The 24620-nt window shown below is 36.6% G+C and carries 14 protein-coding genes; 5 read left to right on the forward strand and 9 right to left on the reverse strand.

Going from position 1 to position 24620, the window contains the following annotated elements; translation table 11 throughout:
• The 5 genes from PGH12_RS04825 (at position 1) to PGH12_RS04845 (ending at position 8785) form a co-directional block, all read left to right on the forward strand.
• Positions 1–3609, forward strand: a complete 3609-nt coding sequence (locus PGH12_RS04825) for a DUF4450 domain-containing protein (RefSeq protein ID WP_267596955.1) — start codon at positions 1–3, stop codon at positions 3607–3609.
• Positions 3610–3655: 46 nt separating this feature from the next.
• Positions 3656–5794: a hypothetical protein gene (locus PGH12_RS04830; RefSeq protein WP_267596956.1), complete on the forward strand. Its 2139-nt coding sequence runs from the start codon at positions 3656–3658 to the stop codon at positions 5792–5794.
• Positions 5795–6180: 386 nt separating this feature from the next.
• The gene (locus PGH12_RS04835; protein ID WP_267596957.1) at positions 6181–7227 is read left to right on the forward strand and encodes a GntR family transcriptional regulator; all 1047 of its coding nucleotides are present in this window, start codon (positions 6181–6183) and stop codon (positions 7225–7227) included.
• A gap of 337 nt (positions 7228–7564) precedes the next feature.
• Entirely contained in the window at positions 7565–8008 is a 444-nt protein-coding gene (locus PGH12_RS04840) for a nuclear transport factor 2 family protein (protein ID WP_267596958.1), read from the forward strand.
• Between the two features lie 66 nt (positions 8009–8074).
• Positions 8075–8785 carry a leucine-rich repeat domain-containing protein gene (locus tag PGH12_RS04845; protein ID WP_267596959.1) on the forward strand — a complete coding sequence of 237 codons (711 nt, stop codon included), beginning with the start codon at positions 8075–8077 and terminating at the stop codon, positions 8783–8785.
• 130 nt (positions 8786–8915) lie between these two features.
• On the opposite strand, the gene PGH12_RS04850 is transcribed toward PGH12_RS04845, so the two are convergent.
• The 9 genes from PGH12_RS04850 to PGH12_RS04890 form a co-directional block, all read right to left on the reverse strand.
• A complete protein-coding gene (locus PGH12_RS04850; protein ID WP_267596960.1) occupies positions 8916–10067 on the reverse strand; it encodes an alpha-hydroxy acid oxidase in 1152 nt (383 codons plus the stop codon).
• Between the two features lie 86 nt (positions 10068–10153).
• Positions 10154–11539: an FGGY-family carbohydrate kinase gene (locus tag PGH12_RS04855; RefSeq protein ID WP_267596961.1), complete on the reverse strand. Its 1386-nt coding sequence runs from the start codon at positions 11537–11539 to the stop codon at positions 10154–10156.
• 372 nt (positions 11540–11911) lie between these two features.
• On the reverse strand, positions 11912–13189 hold the full coding sequence (locus tag PGH12_RS04860) for a sugar isomerase (RefSeq protein ID WP_267596962.1): 1278 nt from the start codon (positions 13187–13189) through the stop codon (positions 11912–11914).
• 222 nt (positions 13190–13411) lie between these two features.
• Positions 13412–15514, reverse strand: a complete 2103-nt coding sequence (locus tag PGH12_RS04865; RefSeq protein ID WP_267596963.1) for a bifunctional aldolase/short-chain dehydrogenase — start codon at positions 15512–15514, stop codon at positions 13412–13414.
• Positions 15515–15783: 269 nt separating this feature from the next.
• Complete coding sequence (locus tag PGH12_RS04870; protein ID WP_267596964.1) at positions 15784–17853, reverse strand: RagB/SusD family nutrient uptake outer membrane protein; 2070 nt, start codon at positions 17851–17853, stop codon at positions 15784–15786.
• 18 nt (positions 17854–17871) lie between these two features.
• Positions 17872–20913: a SusC/RagA family TonB-linked outer membrane protein gene (locus tag PGH12_RS04875; protein WP_267596965.1), complete on the reverse strand. Its 3042-nt coding sequence runs from the start codon at positions 20911–20913 to the stop codon at positions 17872–17874.
• Between the two features lie 348 nt (positions 20914–21261).
• Positions 21262–22350, reverse strand: a complete 1089-nt coding sequence (gene rhaT / locus PGH12_RS04880; RefSeq protein WP_267596966.1) for an L-rhamnose/proton symporter RhaT — start codon at positions 22348–22350, stop codon at positions 21262–21264.
• A gap of 309 nt (positions 22351–22659) precedes the next feature.
• Positions 22660–23820: a glycoside hydrolase family 88/105 protein gene (locus PGH12_RS04885; RefSeq protein WP_267596967.1), complete on the reverse strand. Its 1161-nt coding sequence runs from the start codon at positions 23818–23820 to the stop codon at positions 22660–22662.
• A 10-nt stretch (positions 23821–23830) separates the two neighbouring features.
• Positions 23831–24619 carry an SGNH/GDSL hydrolase family protein gene (locus PGH12_RS04890; protein ID WP_267596968.1) on the reverse strand — a complete coding sequence of 263 codons (789 nt, stop codon included), beginning with the start codon at positions 24617–24619 and terminating at the stop codon, positions 23831–23833.
• Between the last annotated feature and the right edge of the window lies 1 nt (position 24620).

Here is a 24620-nt window from a genome sequence, read left to right on the forward strand (position 1 = left end):
ATGCAAAGAAAAACCATTTTCGCCGGACTTATTGTTTTGTCGGCATTTTCACTCTCATTTTCCCAGTCGAAACACTGGCAGAATAATGACCGTGAACTGCATTACAAAGAAGATAAAGGCGATTTTTTGTTGGTCAACGGAAAGTACAGATTCAACCGTGCCTTATATGGCGACAACCGTGCATCGCGAGTTGAAGCCGGAGATTTGCCGGAATTTGCACTCTATCTTCCGGGAATGGGCGGAAATCTTCAGTTCGTCATTCAAAAGGGAAATTCAATTAAACAATTAATAAAAGCTGATAAAATTGAAACGCGTTACCGACCGGGTTCAATGTTGTATGAAATCAAAGACCCTATTCTTGGATATGGGACTTTAAAACTGACCGTTTTAGCACAAGCTAAAGAAGAAGGTTTGGTTTTAAAAATGGAGACTGTCAATGTAGATTCTTCAACAAAAATCTATGCAGTTTACGGCGGTGCGAGCGGAAATACTTTCAGCAGAAACGGTGACATCGGTGCAGACCCGGAATCCGGATTTTATCTGTTGCCTGAATATTGTTTGAATAATCAGTTTCAATTCAATAAAAATCAGTTTCAGCTCAATTATTTAAATAAGAAAAAAGAAACTCAAATTGTCAGCGGAAGTTTTTCGAATGTCAATTCATTACAGCAAACTGATGCTACAACTTTAGAAAAACTTACCGAGTTTACTCAAAATAAAACAGACAAATCTCCAATTGTTTACGCTTCATATTCATCACAAAAACAACCGGTTTATATTCAGGTTGCAAAGGGAAAATCGGCTAAGAATTTTTCAGATGAAGATTTGAAAAACATTTTTGATGAGGCGGAAAAATCCCGTTTTACATTAACAAATAGAATTCAGCTTAAAACTCCGGATGCAGATCTGAATAATTTCGGAGCCAATTTAGCGGTTGCAGCAGACGGAATTTGGGAAAGTCCGACCTTCCTTCACGGTGCTGTTGCCTGGAGAATGCGGTTAAATGCCTGGCGCGGCGCTTACACAGCCGATGCTTTGAGTTGGCACGACCGAGCGAAAGAACATTTTGAAAGTTATGCAAATTCTCAGGTTTTAGAACCTAAAAATGCTCCAGTACAAATGGATACTTTAAGGAATATTGCAAGACACGAAGAAAAAATGGGAACTTCTGTTTTTTCCAGCGGATATATTTCCAGAAATCCGAATGATAATACAAAACCGCACCATTACGATATGAATCTGGTGTTTTTTGACCAGATGTTTTCGCACTTCAACTACACCGGAGACAAAGAATTTCTGAAAAAAATGTGGCCCACAATGGTTCGTCATATGGATTGGGAAAAACGAAATTTCAAACGTGGCGATTTGTATGATGCGTATGCTGCGATTTGGGCAAGCGATGCGTTGCAGTATTCGGGTGGAAAAGTAACGCATACTTCAGCCTATAATTACAGAGCCAACCGTGAAATGGCAAAGCTGGCGAAAATCATTGGCGAAAATCCTCAACCCTACGAACAGGAAGCTGATGCGATTTTAAAAGCGATGAAAAACGAACTTTGGATTAAAAACAAAGGTTATTTTTCTGAATATAAAGATGCTTTGGGCAATCAAATCATTCACGACAAACCAGGAATCTGGTCGATTTACCACGTTTCGGATGCTTTTATTTTGAATGAATTTGAGGATTATCAAAATTTACAATACATTAATAATTACACACCGAAAATTCCAATCACAGTAAAGGGTGCGGATAATAAAGATTATTTTACTCTAGCAACTACCACTTGGCAACCCTACGATTGGTCGATTAACAATGTTGCTTTAGCGGAAAATTTACAGACTGCTTTGGCGTATTGGCAAGCCGGAAGAACAGAAGATGCTTACCAACTTTGGAAAGGAAATCTAGTGGAATCGATGTATTACGGAATCAGTCCGGGGAATTTTGAACAGCTTTCTCATTACGATGCTTTTCGTGGAGAATTGTACCGTGATTTTGCTGACCCGATTGGCGTAGCTTCAAGAACTTTGACAGAAGGACTTTTCGGAGTTTATCCGAATTTACTGGAGAATAAAATCAGCATCAAACCAGGATTTCCAAAAGACTGGAATTCTGCAGAATTGAAACTCCCGGATTGGGATTATCAGTTTAAAAGAACCTCTAAAAAGACTGAATATTTTTTTAATTCAAAATATCAAAATCCGGTATCACTGGAAATGCAGATTCCTGTAAATTATTCCAATATCAAATCGGTAAAAGTAAATGGAAAGAAAGTGGATTGGAAGATTAAACCCAATTCAATTTTGCAACCTTTTGTTCAGTTTGAAACGCCGAAAGGAAATGATTTTAAAATAGAAATTAAATATTCGGGAGAAGAAATTAAAAACGAACAAACCTCTTTCACTAATTATATTACTGAAAATCTTCAGTTGAATTTTGATTCAAAAAAGAAAATTAAAAATATCTACGACCCACAAGGACTAATTAAAAATTCCCCTCCTTTGGAGGGGTGGATTCGACCAAAGGGAGAAGACGGGGTGGTTAACCGCGCAATCAATTTAAACGATGAAGAAAGAAAAGGAACATTTTTCGTTCAGGTTGAGCAAAATGGATCGACTTGGTGGCAACCTTTAAATGTAGACATCCGTTTTCCTTTGGAGACCAAATGGGCGAATAAAAAACTACAGATTCAGTCAAAATCTACAAATCAAATTAATGGAAAACTTACTGTTAATGGTTTAAACAAAACATTTTCGATTCAGAAAAATCAAAGTGCATCGATTGAAATTCCTTCAAATTATTTAAGCAAAGGAACCAATTCTATAACGCTTGAGTACAACGGAATTAAACAAAATATTGAAATCACAGATTGGGAAATTGAAAACCAAGGTCAGTTTAACAATATCTCTTTGGCTTCAAAATACAATGAAAAAGTAACTGAGATTTTCAATCAGAAATATCTTTCGCCGAGACTGGAAGTTCCGACTTTACAGCTTCCGTGGCAGGGAATCGGAAACTGGTGTTATCCGTTAATAACTGCTCAAATCGATGACAGCGGATTAATGAATAAAAGAAAAAACGGCAAAGTTGATTTTCTCGGAATTCCATTTTTAATTGATAAAACAGATAAAAATATCGCGTTTGTAAGTCAGTGGGATAACTATTCTGATTCTCTTGAAATTCCGGTTTCAGGGAAAGGAAAGAAAATCTATTTTGTGATGGCAGGTTCTACGAATCCGATGCAGTCGCAGATTGTGAATGGGAAAATTACAGTTCAATATGTGGACGGTTCGACTACAGAATTAGAGTTGAAAAACCCGACAAACTGGTGGCCGATTGAGCAGGATTTGTTTGATGATAATTTTGCGTTCGAAATTCCGGATGATAAAATTCCGTATCGTGTGAAACTGAAAACCGGAGAATTGTACAAAGGCGGAACTTTGAGTAACTACTCGAGTATCAAAGGATTCACAGATCGGCAGGTAGATGGCGGTTCTGCCACGATTTTGGATTTGCCGATTGACCCAAATAAAGAATTAAAATCAATAAAATTAACAGCCGTGAGCAATGATGTGGTGATTGGAATGATGAGTGCGACGGTTTTGAAATAAATAATTAACAAAATAAAAATTCGAATTCCATATTAAATAATGAATTATGAATAAAAAAATAGCAATATATCTTGGGATTTTCCTAATGGGATTTTCTTCAATGAATGCCCAGAAAATCGAACGAAAGAAGGTCGTTCAGCGACATAATGTAGTCAACACAAAAGCCGATACACTTTCTACTTTGACGGTTGGAAACGGAAAATTCGCGTACACGGTTGACATCACCGGAATGCAGTCGTTCCCTGAATATTACAAGAATGGAGTTTCTCTTGGAACCCAGTCTGAATGGGGCTGGAACAGTTTTTCGAATAAGGAAAATTATAAGTTTGAGGAAACTTTAAAGCCTTACGATTTCAATAACGACGGGAGAAAAGCTTTGTACTCTGTTCAAATCAAAGAACCGGAAAGAAATAAAGGTGCTGTTGAATATTTCCGTGTGAATCAACACCGTTTACAGTTGGGAAATATTGGAATTGAACTGACGAAAAAAGATGGTTCGAAAGCAAAAATTTCAGATTTGACCAACATCAATCAGAAAATTGATTTGTGGACGGGAATTATCACAAGCGAATTTTCTCTGGAAGGAACTCCGGTAAAAGTCTGGACGGCTTCTTTCCAAAATTCAGATAAAATCGGGGTAAAAATTGAATCTGATTTGGTTGCTAAAGGTAAGCTAAAAGTATTTGCACGCTACCCTTCTCCGACCGGTCAGTTTTTAGATGATGCTGCTTTTTATGGAAAGGAAAATGATCATTCTTCGAAAATTGTTTCTTCAAAGTCGACGCAGGGTTTGATTCAGCACAAATTGCAAAGCACAGATTATTATACTCAGCTTAATTTTACGGAAGGGAAACTTCGTGAGGCCGGAAAACATTATTTCGTTTACGAGCCTTCTTCGAAAAACAAAACGGTTGAATTAAGTGTTGAGTTTTCAGCTAAAAATCCGAAATCTAACAGAACTTTATTCGCTGATGCTGAAAAAGAAAGTACTTCTGGCTGGAAAAACTTCTGGGAAAGCGGTGCAGCCGTGGATTTTGAAGGAAGTACAGACCCAAGAGCCAATGAATTGGAAAGAAGAGTTGTTCTTTCAGAATATTTAACCAAAGTTCAGTGTGGAGGAAACAATCCACCTCAGGAAACGGGCTTGACATTCAACAGCTGGTACGGAAAACCGCATACAGAAATGCATTGGTGGCACGGCGTTCATTATGCTTTATGGGGAAGACCGGAGATTTTGGAGAAGCAACTGGATTATTATTTCAGATCGTTTGACAAAGCTAAAAAATTAGCAGAAAGACAAGGTTACAAAGGCGTTCGCTGGATTAAAATGTCGGATAACGATGGGAATGAAAGTCCGTCTTCTGTTGCAGCATTTCTGATTTGGGAGCAGCCGCACATTATTTATATGACCGAACTTTTGTACCGAAACAGCAAGGATAAAAAGGTTTTAGAAAAATATAAAGATTTGATATTCGCTACGGCTGATTTTATGGCTGATTTTGCAACTTATGATAAAGAGAAAAACCGTTACAACTTAGGTAAAGGTGTCATTCCAGCTCAGGAAGTTTTCCCGGCAAAAGATACTTACAACCCGACTTATGAAGTGGCGTACTGGGACTGGTCACTGAGAATCGCTCAGGAATGGAAAGAAAGATTGGGGCAACCAAGAGATAAAAAATGGGATGATGTTATTAATAAACTGGCTCCGCTTCCGGTTCAGGATAATGTTTATTTATCGACAGAATCTGCGAAAGATTCATTCACTTTTCCAAAATGGATGACTGATCACCCTGCAGTTTTAGGTGCTTTAGGAATGGTTCCGGAATCTGCGAAACTGGACAAAAAAATTATGAAAAACACGCTGGATATCGTTTGGGAAAGATGGAACTGGGAACACACCTGGGGTTGGGATTTCCCGATGACCGCAATGAATGCAGCAAGATTGGGTCTTCCGAATAAAGCTTTGGACGCTCTGTTTATGAATATTCAAACCAATACGTATTTGAAAAATGGTCATAATTTTCAGGACAAACGTCTTCGAATTTATCTTCCTGGAAATGGTGGTGTTCTGACAACGGTTGCAATGATGTTAGAAGGTTGGGACAGTTCGACAGGTCAATATCCTGGTTTCCCGAAAGACGGAACTTGGAAAATAAAAGCAGAAGGTTTTAAAAAAATGCCTTAAAAATTTCACATTCATATAGTTTCGAAGTCTGTCTCGCAAGGGGCAGGCTTTTTTTTAACGATTTTAGTTAAAGAGTTGGAGAGGTGAAAAGTAAAAGGTTCTCAAAGTAACTATTTTGTTTTTCAATAGATGCTACCAGCATTACGCTTTCAGATACAGAATGATTACCAATTCTTCTGTCAGCTATCATATCGGGGAATTAAAAGCATTAAACAAAAATCAATAGACTTTTTCAATAATCAATAAATCAAATAGTTATAACCAATTAAAATTTTAAACATGATGAATATCACTTATTTTAAAATTTTGTATCTTGTCATTTCTCATTACTAAAGATTTCACGTTTCAGTTTTGCGGCTGAAATTTATATTTACCAAGTAAACATCATGTCAGACACTTTAGAAATCAATATCAACGAAAACTCCAGAGTTCCGAAATACAAACAGATTGTAGATTCTATTTTAAACGGAATTGATGGCGGTCAAATAAAAATTGGAGAAAAAATCCCTTCTATTAACGAGCTCAGCGAATCCTGCTTTCTCTCAAGAGATACTGTGGAAAAAGCCTATAAAGAACTTCGTAAAAGGCAAATTATTGAATCGGTGAAAGGTAAAGGCTACTATATTTCCCGTATCAACAAGAACGATATCATCAATATTTTCTTTCTGATCAATAAACCGAGTACCTATAAAATGATGATTTACAATTATTTCGTCAATGCGATCGGTACAAAAGGAAATGTGGAGATGTATATTTACCATTGTGACGAAACCCTTTTCATCAATGCTCTGAAAAAGAATCTTGGTGGATTTGATTATTACGTTGTGATGCCCCATTTTCGTGATGAACAGTCGAAACACACGAGTTCTACGCAGGAAGTTTTAGATATTATTGAACAGATTCCGAAGAATAAACTTTTGCTTTTAGACAATACAAAACCTAATATTTCAGGAGATTATGGTTCAATTTTTCAGGATTTTGAGTATGATATTTATGATGCCCTGAAAGAAGGTTTAGATAAAATTAAAAAGTACGAAAAGATCATTTTGGTTTATCCTGATAAATCGATTCATCCCTACCCTTTCCGTATCGTGCGTGGATTTGAGCAGTTTTGTCGAGATTTTAAACTTGATTATGAAATTTTGGATGAAATTTATCCCGACATGGAACTGCAGGATAAAGATATTTTCATCACGATTCGTGAGCGTGACTTGGTGAATTTGGTAAAGCAGATCCGTCAGAAAAATTTAAAATTAGGTGAAGACATCGGGATTATTTCCTACAACGAAACTCCTTTGAAAGAATTGCTGGGAATTACTGTGATTACAACTGATTTTAAGGCAATGGGAGAATCTGCTGCGTACATGATTCTGAAAAATAAGAAAGAACAGGTGAATAATGTTTTTAAATTTATTCAGAGAGAGTCACTATAAATATCTGTTAAAAATTATTTTAGTTTTCCTCAATTAATAATAACTAAAAACTCCGTGAGCTTTTATAAGTTTACGGCTTTGTGAGCCTTCAAGACGCTTAGTAGATAGAAAAAACTTTGTGGTCTTTGTGTCAACACTTTAATAGATAACGATAATTACAAAAATTATAAATGAATATTCGCTATTCATTACAATACCAATTTAACGCAAGGTCAAACAAAGATTTTTAAATCCTGACTGTTTTAAAGGTATACAAAGGCGTAAACTTAGCAAAGAAATACAAAGTATTCTATGATTACAGATTACCGACAGTCTTTTATAAAATATATTAATAATTATGATTAAGAAATTAATTTTAGCCATGAGTTTTTTGGTGGCAATCACTGTTTTCGGACAGAAAAAAAATGACATCCAAGCTGTGACAGATGCAGCAGAAAAACTAAGATTAGCGATGATCAGCGGTGAAAAATCTGCTTTGGAATTTTTAATCGTTCCGGAATTGACTTACGGACATTCGGGAGGTCATATTGATGACCCTAAAGAATTTGTTGAAAAATTGGTCAGCAAAAAATCTGATTTTCTAACGATTGATATTTCTAATCAAAACATACAAATCGTTGGAAACACAGCAATTGTGCGTCATCATTTTTATGCGACGACTGCTGATCTGGGAAAAGCTCCGGGAGATGTGACTTTGGATATTTTATTGGTTTGGACGAAGGTGAAAAACGACTGGAAATTATTGGCGAGACAGGCGGTGAAGTCGGAGAAGAAAAAATAGTAAGCATTTATCACAAGGATTTAAATTATTCTTAATTTAGTAAGACAATAAATTTTCCAATACATTATGAAAAAATTGGTTTTAATATTAATACTTTTTATTACAAATATTCTTTACTCTCAAAATATAAAATTTGTAAATTCACAATTTGCAGAGATCGTTCTAAAAAAGTATCCTACAATTGACATTAATAAAAATGGGAAAATTGAAATTGATGAATCAGCAAAGGTTGATAGTCTTGATTTAATGGAAGAAAATTTAACTGATGTTGAAGATTTAATTCATTTTAAAAATCTAAAATATCTTTCATTAACAATAAATGAAATAAAAACACTGAAATTAAATGACTTTCTTAATCTTGAAGAATTATATTGTTCAAGAAATAAGCTAACAAAATTGGAAATTTCTAATATGCCAAAATTGAAGGACTTAGCATTTGGAATTAATCAACTTGAAAAAGTGACAATTAAAAACTGTCCAAATATTGAGTCGTTGAATTTTATGGACAACAAAATAAATACAATTGATTTAAGTCAATTTTCAAAATTAAAATATTTGTCTGCAGATAATAATGGACTTACACAAATAGATTTTTCCAAAAATCCGCTATTAATACAATTCATAATTGATGAAAACCAAATAAAAAAAATTGATATCTCTAACAATCCAAATTTAGATATGAAAATTCTTTATATAGATGACAATGTAGAAATTATAGGTACTAAAAAACAAACTAAAAATTACACTCCTATTTCACGCCCCCCAGCTTCAATGTAAAGAGACATTGGAAAAGGGTTAAAATTCGGTAATGAACTTTGAAATTTAATATATTTAAAATTATTGGGGAAGCCATAACATATTCCTAAAAAACGGGCTAAAGCCCGTTCCTATTGATATTATTTCGTAATTATTTTACCCTAAACTTCTGCAACTCCTCCGGCGTATCACAGCAAACCTGCTCCATCACCTGTCTGAACTGCATTTTCAGCATTTCAATAATATGATCGCCACCTTTGTCGCCTAAAGCTCCGACTGCATACATAAACGTTCTTCCCATAAAGGTAAATTCTGCACCACAGCTCAAAGCACGGGCAACATCCGGACCGGTTCTTACGCCACTGTCCATCATGATTTTAATCTGACCTTTGTATTTTTCACTGATTTCTTTTACCACAGCAATCGTAGATTCTCCTGCATCCAACTGTCTTCCACCGTGATTGGAAATGATCATTCCGTCGAAGCCTAAACGTACTGCTTCTGCTGCATCTTCGTTGGAAGCAACGCCTTTGATGACCAATTTCCCTTTCCATTTATCGCGGATAGCTTTGATTCTGTCTGAATTTAATCTTCCCGAAAAAGTAGAGTTCATGAACTGTCCCAACTGTTTCACATTCATGTTTTTATCCATGTATTTTTCCATCGTTTTAAAACTTGGAACGCCGTGTTTCAAAATTTCAAGGCACCATTCAGGTCTTGCTAAAGCCTGGGAAACATTTCTGAAATTCAATTGCGGCGGCATCGCCAAACCGTTTCTGATTTCTTTAGCTCTGTAACCGAAGGTAGGAACATCAGATAAAACGCAAAGCACATCATATCCGGAAGCTTCACACCGGTCGAGAATATCGTCCCGCAACCATTCTTCTCTCGGATGATAGAGTTGATACCACGCTTTTCCTTCTGTTAATTCAGCAATTCTTTCAATGCTGCTGGTTGTTACCGTACTTAAAATGAAAGGAATATTATGTTTAAAAGCTGCTTTTGCTAAAATTTCGGGAGCATTTGGCCACATTAAACCTTGTAAACCAACAGGAGAAATTCCGAACGGTGCGGAATATTTTACACCGAACAATTCCGTTTCCATATTGGCTTCCGTATAATTGTTGTTCAGGTATTGCGGACGAAGCAGAACATCACGCAATTCACTTGTATTTCTGTCGCGGTTGATATTTTCGTTACAGCCACCATCCAGATATTCGAAAGCGAAACGGGGCATTTTCTTTTTTGCTTTTTCGATCAGCAATTCGAGGGAAGCGTAGTTGGTATCAAATGGAAAGGACATAAATAGTTTTTGGTTGTTGGTTGATTGTTGTCGGTTTTTGAGATTTTGCCATCAACTGACAACCAATAACCGACAACTAAAATATTTTACAAATTAAGGATTAAAGGCTGAAGCACTTTCATCTGATAATGCTGCTGTAAAAAAGTTTCGTCTATTTTTTTGTTTGAAATCACCATCGATGCGCCCAAAGCCGATCCCAACGGAGAATGCGTAGACATTACATTATAATGCTGGAAATGATGAGACATCAGTTTCATAAAGACATCATTGTCTGTAAAACCGCCGTCAATGTAAATATTTTTTATTTCCGAATTTCCGATGGCATTGGTAATCGTGTGAATCTGCAAATCCATTAACTCGATCATCAATTGGTGATATGCTTCTTCAAATGTTGCAAATGAATTTAAATCTGTTGCAGTAATCATTTTTCGTTTTAAAATAATCCCTTCAAAACGGAAATAGATATTTTTATTTTTCATTAAACGCAGATACAAATCCTGATCAAACTGAACTTCTCTGTGGAAACCGTATTCTTTTCCATAATAATCGCACAGTTTTTCAACCTGAATTTTGTATTCATTCCCCATGAAAAAACGGGATGCTTTCACACGTTTGCCGTCGATTCTCATGTAGTTCAGACAGTTGTTTTCGATATCTTCATCCGTCAAACTTTCATCGTTGAATGGATTTAAAGAAATACTCCACGTTCCGGTTGAAAGCAATAAAAACGGTTCTTTTTTACTTAAAATATAAGGCAACAGCGCTGAAGAACTGTCGTGAATTCCAACGCCGATTTTAATTTTTTTGTTTCTGTAAGAGGTGTTGATACTGGCAGAAGTAGGAACAATTGGTCCTAGTAAGGCATCGATTTCTTCTTCATAAACCCAGTCGTGGTAATCTGCTTTGTCGTAATCCCAAAGGTTGGTATGACAGCCAATTGAGGTAAATTCCGAAACAAAAATTCCCGTAAACAAATACGATAAATACTGAGGTAAATGAAGGCTGTAACGGATTTTTTTAAAAACTTCCGGATGTTTGTATTTTAACCAGAATAACTGCAGTCCGGAATTCAGCATTCCGGTTTGGGGCGATGCAGTTTCGCGGGCAATTTTTAGTTTGCTGCCATGTTTTTCGTAAAACAGATCAAGAATATCCTGATCCATTGGTTTGGTATAGTTGTACAATGGCGTCAGAACATTTCCTTTCTGATCGAGGTGTACAAAACTTGCTCCGTACGTAGAAAAATTGATGGCTTTTACTTCAAAATTTTCATCATCTAGAATGGCATTGAAATTATCTTTGATCCAGTTTTGCAATGCTGCCAAATCTTCTGTAGGATAACCATCTTCATCGGTGGTAAGGGGAAGTTCGGTATATTCACGCACAACTTCTTTGTAGTTTTTATCAAATAAAAAAAACTTTTTGTTGGTTTTTCCAATATCAAATACGATGGTTACCTTTTTTTTGGACATTCCTGAGATGAATTTAATGATTTATTGTAAATGGGAATTAGTTTTTTTCAAATGTAAATTACAATTGTTCTAATATTTTTAACGCAAAGTACGCTAAGATATTTTTTTTTAAAATGCTGATTATTTTTAAGTTCGCAAAGGCGTTCTACTCAGCAAAGACTTCAAAGAATCCTTTTTGGCTTTTCTTTAATTAAAAAAAGTAAAACCATCAAGGAGTGTTTAGTTATTAAAAATAATTAAGAAAAAAATCAACTGATTTCTTAAATAAAGAATTCATCTTTAATTCTAAACACTCTTTCTCAACGGTAAATAAGGATACATATAATTAAACTTTCGATTGCACCTGAAAGTAATTATCAAATTAAACGGATTTTACAATCCGGTTGCTTTTGCCCAGCCTCTTTCAGAAATCAAGGTTTCTCTCACCTTTAAACTTCTGTAAGCCGCAATTGGGTCTAAAGCCGCGCCAGTCCGTAATCTTGCAGCTTTCAACAACGGACGGACATCTGTTCTGTACGCATTCTGCAAAATATCCTGAGCTGCTACAACATCATTGTTTAACTGTGCTGTTTTTAAAGCTTTCTGATCAACCAAGAGTGCCTGAGCATAAGCAATTAATATCGCTTCTAAAGACTGTAATAAATCTTCCAAAGGATCTTTGATGTTATGACTTGCATCGATCATCCAAGCCGGATAAGGATTGTTGGCGTTGTTTTCCATTCCGTATACCAATTCATTGAAAATCAAGAATAAAGCATAAGGTTTAATAGAACCCACCGTCAAATCATCATCTCCATATTTGCTGTCGTTGAAGTGGAAACCACCTAATTTACCTTTATACATCAATGTTGCAACGATCTGCTCGATGTTGGTGTTTGGTAAATGATGACCAAGGTCAACTAATGTGAAAGCTCTTTCTCCACAAGCGTTTGCCAGCATGAAAGATGTTCCCCAATCCTGAATGGTTGTTGAATAGAAATTCGGTTCGTAAGGTTTGTACTCGATAAACAGTTTCCAGTCTTCCGGCATTCCTGCGTAGATTTCTTTTAGGCTTTTTTCAGTGTTTGATAAAGCGGTCTGAAAATTTAACTGTCCCGGAAAACTTGCTCCGTCAGCCAACCAAACGGTTAAGCTTTTTGAACCTAATTCTTTCCCGATTCTGATTACTTCTTTGTTGTGTTCAACAGCGTAAGCACGGGAATCTTCGTTAACAGAATTTAGAGATCCGAATTTGTAAGAATGTTTCGCATCCGGCTGATCCTGAAATGTGTTTGAATTCATCGCATCAAAGATCAATCCGTGAGACGCAGCACTTTCTTTCAATGCATTTACATCACTTGGAATATCCCATGGAATATGCAAAGAAACCGCTCCGGCAGAATGAGTCAGGGCGTGAAGCAAACCAACATCATCTAATTTCTGTTCTAAAACAGCAGGTTCGCCACCGTAAGAAAATCTTCCGAATCTTGTTCCGCCTGCGCCTAAAGCCCAACTTGGAATTGCTACCTGAAAGTCGGCAATTTTGTTAACGATTTCTGAAACGTTTGAACCTGATTTTGTTAATTTATCTGATAAATATGCGAAGTCTGAATTGAAATTTTCAACTTCGTTTTTGTTGTGTTGTTCAATGATATCTTTTCCTATAATCATAGTTTGAATTTTAAATTTTTAGATTGAATCAGTTTATTTAAAATATTGAACTTAAACCATTAAGATTATTTAAGTTGTTAAGTTTTTTTAAGAACAATCAAATAGATTTTTTAAGTACACCTCTTAAAGCGAAGCTAAACTTAATAATTCTAAACTTCTTAATAGAACTTAATGGTTCAAATATTTTAATTCATCAATTTAAAATAATTTATTTTAAAATTTTTATCTCGGGAACGCATTTGCCATTCCGCCATCTACATTGATGATGTTTCCTGTTGTTTTATCTAAAATTGCTACACAAGCGAAAACTCCGTTTGCGATGTCTTCTGGAAGGATAATTTCGTTTAATAAGTTTCTTTTGGCATAAAATGCAGGCAATTCTTCTACAGAAATTCCGTTGGCTTTTGCACGGCCTTCTGCCCAAGAACCTTCCCAGATTTTGCTTCCAACGATAACTCCGTCTGGATTCACAACATTAACTCTGATTTTATCAGCTGCCAATTCTGCCGCCAATAATCTTGTCATGTGCTGTTGCGCTGCTTTTGCAGTTCCGTAAGCTACGTTATTTGGTCCGGCAACCAAGCCGTTTTTACTTGCAATATTTACGATGTCGCCACCTAAATTTTGCTTTTTCATAATTTCAGTACCGCTTTTAGCCATCAAAAACTGACCTTTTACCAATACATTTTCCAGTAATTCCCAGTCTTTTGTAGTCGTGTCTTCCAAAGATTTAGAAATAGCCAAACCTGCAGAATGAACGATAATATCTACTCCTCCGAAAGCTAAAACTGCCTCTTTGAAAGCATTTGCAATAGATTCTTCATTCGTCACATCACACGGAACAGACACTGCCTGATCTTTGCTGTATTTTGAAGTAACAGATTCTACAGCTTCCTGATTAAGGTCTGTGAAAACAACTACTGCACCTTCCTGAAGCATTTTGTCAGCGATTGCCTGTCCGATTCCACCACCTGCGCCTGTTACGATGGCAACTTTTCTTGACAATGGCTTTTCTTTAGGCATTCTTTGAAGCTTAGCTTCTTCCAATAACCAATATTCGATGTCGAAAGCTTCCTGTCTTGGTAAAGAAGTGTACTCAGAAATGGCTTCTGCACCACGCATTACGTTGATTGCATTCACGTAAAATTCATTTGCAACACGCGTCGTTTGTTTATCTTTTGAGAAACTGAACATTCCTACTCCCGGATAAATGATGATCACCGGATTCGGGTCACGCATTGCCGGACTGTTTGGATGCTTGCAGGTTTCGTAATAGTCTTTATATTCCTGTCTGTACTGTTCAAAAAATGGATTTAATTTTTCTAAAATCGCTTTAGAATCACTTAAATCTTCATTTTTATCTAAAGTCAACACCAAAGGCTGAATTTTCGTTCTTAAGAAGTGATCCGGGCAAGATGTTCCCATTGGAGCCAATCTTTCCAAATCATTACTGTTGATGTATTCTAAAACCACCTCGCTGTCTGTGAAATGACCAACCATTCTATTTTCAGAAGAAGCCAAACCTCTTAACAAAGGCATGATCTGAGCGGCTTTGTTTTTACGTTCGTCAGCAGGAAGAGATTCTACTTTTTGTCCGCCAAAAACCTGTCCTTTTTCTTCGATTTTTTTAGCGATGTATTCAGAAGCCATTTCGATAACTTCTAAACTGTTCATGTAAGATTCATAAGAAGTGTCTCCCCATGTGAATAAACCGTGGCTTCCTAAAACAATTCCTCTGATTCCAGGGTTATCAGCTAAACATTTTTCAAGCTGCAAACCTAAATCGAAGCCAGGTCTTTGCCAAGGCACCCACCCCATTGTGTCGCCCCAGATTTCTTTAGTAATTGCTTCGCTGTCTTTTGCTGCTGCAACTGCAATTAATGCATCCGGATGAAGGTGATCGATATGTTTAAATGGAAGTAAACCGTGAAGAGGCGTATCAATAGAAGGTGCTTTGCTGTCTAAATCGAAAATACAGTGGTCGAATAATCCTACCATTCTGTCTTCGTCTGCCAAACCTCCGTAAACATTTTTAAGATTTCTCAATCTTTCCGTATATAATCCGGCAATTCCTTTTCTTGTTAAAGTTCCAATGTCGCCACCTGAACCTTTAACCCACATTACCTCAACTTCTTCGTTGGTTAATGGGTCTTTTTCGATGGTTTTGCAACTTGTGTTACCCCCACCATAATTGGTAATTCTAAGGTCTGCTCCTAATATGTTTGAACGGTATAAAAATAAAGCCACCTGATCGTCTCCGAAAGATGCTGCTTTTTCTTCATCCCATAAATAATCTACGTATTTAAATGTTTTTACGTTTTCCATTTGTTTTCTTTTTGTTTTCTGAATTTCACTCAAATTTAGATCGTTTTACCCGTTACACTATCCCGCACTATACTGCTAAAAGCTTTATTTAAAGATAAATTAACGTTTGCCATTTACTGATCAGAAACCTATTTGAGTTTGTTAATATTTAATATTTTGTGATTGTCGGTTCAAAAAAAATAAACATTAAGAAAGTTTACAAGAGCAATCGGAAATACCATTAATCTTTTAAACTCCTTAATGTTTAATTTAATTAAGTATGAAATTTATTAATAACCGGGAAGCTGTGTCAGATTAGGGTTGTCAATCATTGGATGACCTGCAGACTGCGCCGCAAATGGAAGCAATTCTGTTTTATTCGGTACAAATCCGTAGAAAAGACCATCACCTCCACCTTCGATCCAGTTCGGATAAACTCCGCCGTTTTCGAAAGAGCCTGTTGGCTTCGTATAAATGATATTACCTATCTGAAGTGCATTAAATCCTGCTGTAAATCCTACGGCTTTTCTTGCGTTACCGTTAAATGTACTCGTGTATGCCTGGAACATATTTACAGGATACCATTTGTCATCGGTGGTTGAAGTTTGTCCGTTTGCTAGTGCAACAGCCTTCAGAGTTGTCTGGTAGGTTGTATATGCATTATTAGCATTGCTTGTTGGAACTGCCTGAACCTGTGCAATCTGTGCAGGATTTGTAAGATCAATATAAGTCACAGCCAAAAACGGATCTCCATAAACCTGCGCATTTTTATGATACTTATAAAGACGGTAAATTGGTGTACTTGCAAACTGACCTGTACGGTTTGAAAGATTTTTCATTGCTGTTTTTGTAGCTTCAATTTCGGTAGCCAATTTATTCATTCGAATCAAATCGGTACGAAGCATGAACTCATCAGAAAATTCCCACTTACGTTCCTGAACAATTGCGTCCTCAAAAGCCTGTTGCCCGCCAGGAATTGCCATAGACCCTATACCTGCGCGATTTCTTACCTGCTGTAGAGCCGCTATACCAAGAGCGGTAGGTCCATTATTTAAATAATTTTGTGTCTCTGCATACATCAATAATACGTCAGCATATCGGATGATAGGAATATTCAAATTACGTGAATCTGCAGCCTGTGGCTCTACACACCAAGAGATTCTGAATTTCCCCGGCATAATACAAGAATAGGTAGTTCCTACATCTACCCAAGTATCAGACGCAGCTCCGCCATTCAGGAAATAAATACTATAAGAAGTTGTAGCGACATCTCTACGTTTATCGGCAGCATTAAATGACAGATAGTAACTTGGCAAGATGAACTGTAAAGCTTTACGAGAACCGTATGTACCGCCTCTTGAGCCCGGATGTGCGTAGACTCCGAATGCTGAATTGGTATTGGGTCCATACGAAGCTATATGCCAAAGCATTTCCTGATTAACTGCTGCGAAATTTCTCCTGTCGAAATTAAACCAAAGAGCTTCAAAACCACTTTTACCTCCACTCGCCTGCACTAAGCTGTTAGTACCGCCATTAATAACAGAAGCTGCTGCTGCATCAGCAATTTGATACAATTGCTGAACTCTAGCATTATCTGGACGACGAGCCATTGTACCCGGTGTAGAAGTGTTGAGAGGCCAACGAAGTGAATATCCAGCAGCATACAAAGCAATTCTTGCCAGTAATGCGTTGGTAGACTGTTTGTTTAATCTTTCAGGTGTTCCGTTTGAAACAGGCATATTTGCAATAGATTCTTGTATATCACCAATAACTTTATCGTAGATGACATCACGAGAAGCACGCTTAGGATACAAGGTACTTGGATCGTTAGGGTCTGCTTCTTCTAAAGGAATCCAGATTGCCGGAACGTCTCCGTATACCCTAATCAAGTTGTAGTAACAAAAAGCACGGATTGCCTTCGCTTCTGCCAGCAATGCATCACGCTTTGTACTAGCCGGCATATCTGGCAATCGATCGATGGCAATATTGGTTCTCTCAATAACCGCGTACATTGCAGCGTAGATTCCTGTAATGGTGTTTGGTGTTTTTGAGTCATACTGATAATTACAAATATTATATTTAGAATTATTGGTTGACCCATCTTCGGCAGAATGCGTAACTGTATCACCTGCACCCAGCTGGTAAAACATTTCGGTTGGTACAAGGCCTCTGTACAAACCCTGAACAAATGCATCTGCTGTTTCTATATTGTTAAAGACAGATTCTGTGTCTGACGAATTATATGCAGGTTGATCTAAAAAATCATCACTACAAGAATTAACACCCATGCCTGCAATTAGAATTGCGGGAACGATGATCAATTTTTTTATTAAATTATGTTTATTAAATATATTTTTCATGATTGAAACATTTAAATATTAAAAAGTAAGATTGATCCCTAGAACATAACTTCTAGATCTTGGGAACGAAGAATTATCATAACCCGGTGTCACTGTAACGCCACTTGCAGCTGAAACTTCCGGGTCAAAACCTGAGTAGCCCGTGATCGTTGCCAAATTATTAACTGTTGCGTAAATACGCGCATTACTTAATCTGACAGTATTTAAAAATTCTCTTGGGAATGAATAACCTACCGTTACCATAGCAATTCTCAAGTATGAACCATCTTCTACGTAATAAGATGAAGGATATGTAATGTAACTTGAGTTCGTAGTTCCTAAGCTCCAAAGTCTATCACTTTCATTAGGATTAAGTTCTTTTAATCTTACCAAACTTGTTGCAGCCTGCCCTGTATTAGGATCAACCACGTGATAGTAATTATCACCAAATTCTGAAGGTACATTTTGGAACAACGCATACGGACTCATACTATGTTTTGTAGCATTATATACATCACCTCCCACACTGAACTTCATAAATACAGCAAGATCAAAACCTTTATACGAAAAGTTATTGGTAATTCCGCCAATAAAATCTGGAGTACCATTTCCTATTTTCACCAATTTTCTTGTAAACTGATCTCCTGCTTCATTATCAGCAGCAAATTTAATATCGCCCGGCTTCGGAGTTCCTGAAGCTGGTTTTACAACTCCAGGCTTTAAAGTTAGAACGCCATTTGACGCCTGTGTAAAGTCATCAGTAGTATAAATTCCCTGATAAATATATCCATACATGTCACCCAATTCTTCTCCTACGGTTGCATAATACGTTACCATACCTGCTCTATTGCTACCTACGCTGAAGTTTCTAAAAGTTCTTCCCTCATCAAGAGATATTACTTTAGACTTATTTAAACCAATGTTGGCATCTGTAGACCATCTGAAATTTTCAGATTTTAAGTTTACTGAATTTAAGGTAAATTCCATACCTCTGTTTACCATAGAACCAACGTTTATAAATTGGCTTTTATATCCTGTAGAAGCAGGAAGTACAGTTTCCAACAGCATATCACTTACATTATTATTATACCATTCTGAAGTTAGTTTGATTCTGTTGTTAAACAATGCAAGATCAACTCCGATGTTCGTAGATCTCATCGACTCCCACGCTACGCCACGGTTTCCTAAAACAGAGCTTGTTACTAAAGCTAGATTTCCTACCGTATTATTCGTAGGATAATCTGTTCCTACCACATTGGTTCTAAATACATTGTTTGGGATACCATTATTACCGACAACTCCATATTCTCCTCTAAACTTTAGATCATTGATATAATTTTCGATTTTAGAATTTTTCCAAAATCCTTCTTCAGAAACACGCCAAGCTACTGCTGCTGATGGAAACATTCCCCAAAGATTATCTTTAAATTTGGAAGAACCGTCATAACGTAAAGTACCCGTAATTAAGTATCGGTTATCGTAGTTATAATTTACACGTCCGAAGTATGAAAGCAAGCTAAAAGAAGATCTATCTGCACTTTTATCTGCAACAGTAGCATTGGTAATATCATCCAAACCATAATTTAAAATAGTTGGGAATTTTATTAATCTCATGCTGTTGCTTTCATTTTCCTGATAAATGATTTCATTACCGATTAAACCAGTGAATTTATGTTTCTCTCCAAAAGTTTTATTGTAGTTTAATGTATTCGTAATCTGATATCGGTAAGATTCAGAATTACCTATACTACCATTAATCCCAGTGTTTACAGGATCTGTAAGAAAAGCACGCGAGTTTCTATCAGAAAATGCAGTAGATTTACTGTTCGTCCAATTATAAGATCCGGCAGTTCTGAAAGTGAAGTCTTTAAATAAATCGAATTCAAGACCTATATTTGCTAAAAATGTTCTGGCTCGTCTGTTTGAAGTAGAGGCTGCAGTTTCGATATACGGATTCTCTGTATCAAATGAAGAATCTAAACTTGAGAAATCACCAAACGTCTGCGTGTTGAATAACTGATCCTGAGTAAACAATGTTCCTCCTGTGATAGGCTGAAGGAGAATCTTTTTCATTCCAGAATACGCTCCACCGCCATTTGTAGAATTGGATGTAAACATTGAACTGAAATCTAATCTTATCCCTTTGTATAATTCAGAATTAATATTGGCGCGCAATGAATTTCTTGTCTCGCTGAAGTTTTGCAGCAAACCTTCCTGTTTATTGTAGTTGTAACTTACAAAAACCTGTGTTTTATCGGTGCCTGCAGAAACATTCACGTTATGGTTTTGAGTAAGCCCTGCTCCGCCAAGCATTTTTTCCTGCCAATCTAACGCAGGCTCTGAAGCGTAACGGTTACTAATCCTATTAAAAGCACCTGTGTAATATCCTGGTGAATCTATTCCTAAACTATTATCAAAAACATTACTCCACTGCGTCGTTTTACCTTGCAACTGAGCCATTTCATATTGATATTTTACATATTGCTCAGCATTTGAAATCATATCTAGTTTTTTAGATAGCATATCAAACGCCACGAAAGAATTGTACTGTATAGTCACTCTTCCTTTCTTACCTGTTTTGGTCTTAATAACAATAATACCGTTAGAACCACGTGAACCGTAGATTGCGATTGCTGATGCTCCTTTTAGTACGTCAATACTTTCAATATCGTTAGGATTAATAATATTTAATGCATTATCAAACTGGAAACCATCCACAATATACAAAGGCTCGGTACCCTGAGTAATTGAAGAACCACCACGCACGGTAACATTGGCTCCTGCTCCTGGTGCGCCACCAGCTGTAACAATATTAAGACCTGCGGCTCTACCCTGTAAAGCCTGCAAAGCATTCATTGCGGGAGTTGCAGCAAGTTCTTTTGCAGAAACTGAGGATACCGATCCTGTAAGATCAGATTTTTTCACCTTTCCGTATCCTATTACTACTACTTCCTCAATATCTTTGGTATCTGTTTTTGCAGTATCACTTACTGAGTTTTGTCCGAACACAAAGCCAGACGCAAGCAAAAACAGCGGAGCGATGAGTGGCTTAAAATTCTTGTGACTAATTATTAATGACATATTATTAATTTTTATTTACATTACTTATTTCTGTCACCAAAGTACATCGTTACAGAAGTTTTGGCATCCTGTCATATCCTGCATTATAAAATTCTTAATTTAACTTAAATATTTATAAATATTTAATACAAAATTTAATAGTATTAGCAATTCAGCGACAAAAAATAGAATAAAATTTGAAATCGATAAATAACCAATATATTCTTCTCTATCTGTTAACATAAAATTTAATTACAATAAATGTAATAAAATACAAGAAAAAAGCACTGATCTTTATCAGTGCCTTACAAAAATTGAACTATATAAAATATGAATGAAATTTAAAACAACACACATAAAACCGCATCTCTATCTCAAAGAATTTCCGTATCCGACGATCAAAATAGAAATTAATAATACAAACATACCCAAGCAAATCGTGGTAATAGTTTTCTTTGAAACTCCTTTCCATTCTTTAATGATAACGCCCCAAAGATTGGCAATTAAAATAATGAATGCCATGTGTAATATCCATGAACTTGCACCATTCCCCATTTTGCTTTCGCCCATTCCGTAAAAGAAAAACTGTAAATACCACATCGTTCCTGCCAACGCACAAAACAGTATATTTTTTGCAACAGGTACATTTTTTTTAGTGTAATCGGTATAGGATTTATTTTTAAATGCCAAATAAAGACAACCGATGAGATTGGATGCCATACCGCCCCACAAAACAACAACATAAGTCACATTATTTTGAAAAAGAAATTCTCCCTGATTAGGATTTGCTAGTTTCCAAGCTTCATTGGCAACATTTGCCATTGGTTTTCCTGCTTCCAAACCAAAATTAAAACATGCACTTAAAACTCCTGAAATAATGGCCACCGTAAGGCCCAAGCCAAATTTATACTCAGTTTTCACCGTGACTCCATGAGGATCTGTAGATTCTCCTTGAAGTTCTCTGTCTTTCATGACACCGGCTTTTCCACTGATGACAATTCCGATAACACATACAAAAAGTCCCAAAAGAACCATTTGTCCCCATGAGCTTGAAATCATTAATCCGATATTATCTTTTCCGGTCTGCGGAGAGAATTCATAAAAAATAGAAGGAACCAACGAACCGATAACCATGGTAAGACCAAGCATAATGCTGCTTCCCAATGCCACTCCCAGATAACGAACTCCCAAACCGTACATGAAACCTCCAATTCCCCACAAAGCACCAAACAAAAACGTCAAACCAATAATTGATGAACTTTCATTCTGGATAATATTCCAAAATCCCGGAATGGTAAGATATGCTGCTAATGGCGGAACGATGATCCATGAGAATGTTCCCCCGATTAACCAAAACGTTTCCCACTCCCAACCCTTCACTTTTTTGTACGGCAGGTAAAAACTTCCAGACGAAAAGCCTCCCAAGAAATGAAATAAAACTCCTAATAATGCATTCATAATTTATTGTATTGGATGAAACTGAAAATTAACAAGATGTAATCGGTTGCGCATCTTGTAGTGTCATGCAAAAGACTTTTGAAAATTAAGATTTTTTTCTTTATTTCAGAAAGATAAGGCAACTCTCTATCAGATTGAAAGTTATGCCTATCTAAATCACAATCTGCTCTTTTCTATTTAACTAAAATAAACATATAAATCCCATTATTACAGATTTTTGATAATTTAAAAATCAATCTCTCTTTCTGTAAATAACAAAAAGGCTTAACAATTTTCATTATTAAGCTTTTAATTATTTTGAATATAAATTTACTTCAATTTATAAACCTCACTTCCCGCAAGCAGGAAACAGCCCAATCCATAATCTTCAAAATCAGGCACTTTGTCTACAGCTAAAGGTTGACCATCTTTCGGCTCCTTTCCTGTTCCCTGTACCCAACCTAAAAATCCGTTTGGCTGAACAGAATCTTTTACCATCGCATTCCAAGCTTTAACCAAAACCGGCAAGTAAGTTTCTCTGTCGATCAATCCGTTATTCACGCCATAAGCCATTCCGTAAACAAAAAGTGCAGTTCCTGTTGTCTCCTTTCCACCAAAATTAGTCGGATCGTGCAAACTCACATTCCAGAAACCATCTTCTCTTTGGATTGGAAGTAACGCCGCTAACAAATCTTTGTAATCCTTTAAATATTCCTGATAATGCGGGTCAGATTTTGGTGTATCGTGTAATGTTTTGGCTAATGCAGCCACTACCCATCCGTTTCCACGGCTCCAGTAGCAATCTTCGCCATTCGGTTCTTTGTAGGGTGGAAGAAAACTTTTGTCTCGCCACCAGATTTTGTCTGCCTGATTATACAATCCGCTTCCGCCTTCCTTGTATTTGGTATGGGCGTACATTTCGTAATTTTTATCGAAATACTTTTGCTCACCTGTGATTCTGCCTAACTTTGTAAAGAGTGGCATCGACATTTGAAGCGCATCAATCCACCACCAATCGTCCACTTTTGGGGTGGCAATCATACTGTCCATCGCAGCTTTTACGTTTTTAATTCTTTCAGGATGTTTTCTTCCATCGATTTCATAAAGGTCAAGATAGGTTTGTCCACAAGCCTGATGGTCAGCATTTCTGGTATATGTACCGCGCTGTAAATTCCAATTGTGATTGTTTGCCCACGACATTGCATAATCGTAATATTCCTTTTTAGGATCTACGGAATAAAGAGCCATTAAACCTTCATAATAAACCGCTCTCGTCCAGAGATTACTTGGCCACACTTTTTTGCCGACAATATCTTGTTTGGTATCCGGCCACTTGTTCATAAAGTATTGATTGGCTCTTCTCGAAACTTCCAGAACCTCTTTCTTATTCGGAATCTCCACCTTGCTTGCCGAACTGTTTTTCTGGACTGAACAGGAAGTCAATCCCGCCAGAATCAGTGCAAAAAAACCTGTTGTTAATAGCTTTTTCATAAGTATATATTTATTTTTTATTTTCTTTTAAATAATTTTTAAGACCACATTTCTTTAAATCCCTGATGCCTTTCGCCACCAGTTCTGCATTGAAAACAGCACCAGCTTCATTGGTGTGCGTATGATCTTTGGGGAAGAATCCTTTTACATTTTCGGCTCCCATTTTTTCATATTTTTCGATGACCATTGTATTTAAATCTAAAAAATAAGCTCCGGTTTGTTGAGCGACTTCCTCTGCCCAAATTCCATATTGGTCTTTTTCAATTTTGCCTTTTTCATTAAATTTATTTCGTGGAACCGGTGAAACGATGATAGGAATTGCGCCCTTAGATTTTGATTCGTTTGCATATTTTCTCATATAATAACCGTAAGTATAGACCGTTTCGTTCACCTTACGAATTGGATTGTAAATATCTTTTGACTCGTCGCCAATCCCTTTTATCGTTCCTCGTGCTCTTAAAGTATCTGCTAACTCTCCGCCGTCATTATGACCGAACTGCATCAAAACATAATCGCCTTTTTTAATGGTTTTCATAATCGAATCCCAACGGCCTTCCGTCACAAATGTTCTGCTGCTCCTGCCACCTTTTGCGTGATTCTGAATTTCAATTTTTGTCGTATCTAAAAATAAATTCATAAAACTTCCCCATCCCCAAAGTGAGTCTGAACCCTTTCCTGAACCGTTCTGCACCGTAGAATCTCCGATGATGTAAATAACAGGTTTATCCTGAAGTTTTTGAAATGAAGCTCCAATTAGAATGACCAATGCAACCATTGGAATGATGAATTTTATTTTCATG

The sequence above is a fragment of the Chryseobacterium sp. CY350 genome, assembly GCF_027945075.1.
Lineage (GTDB): Bacteria > Bacteroidota > Bacteroidia > Flavobacteriales > Weeksellaceae > Chryseobacterium.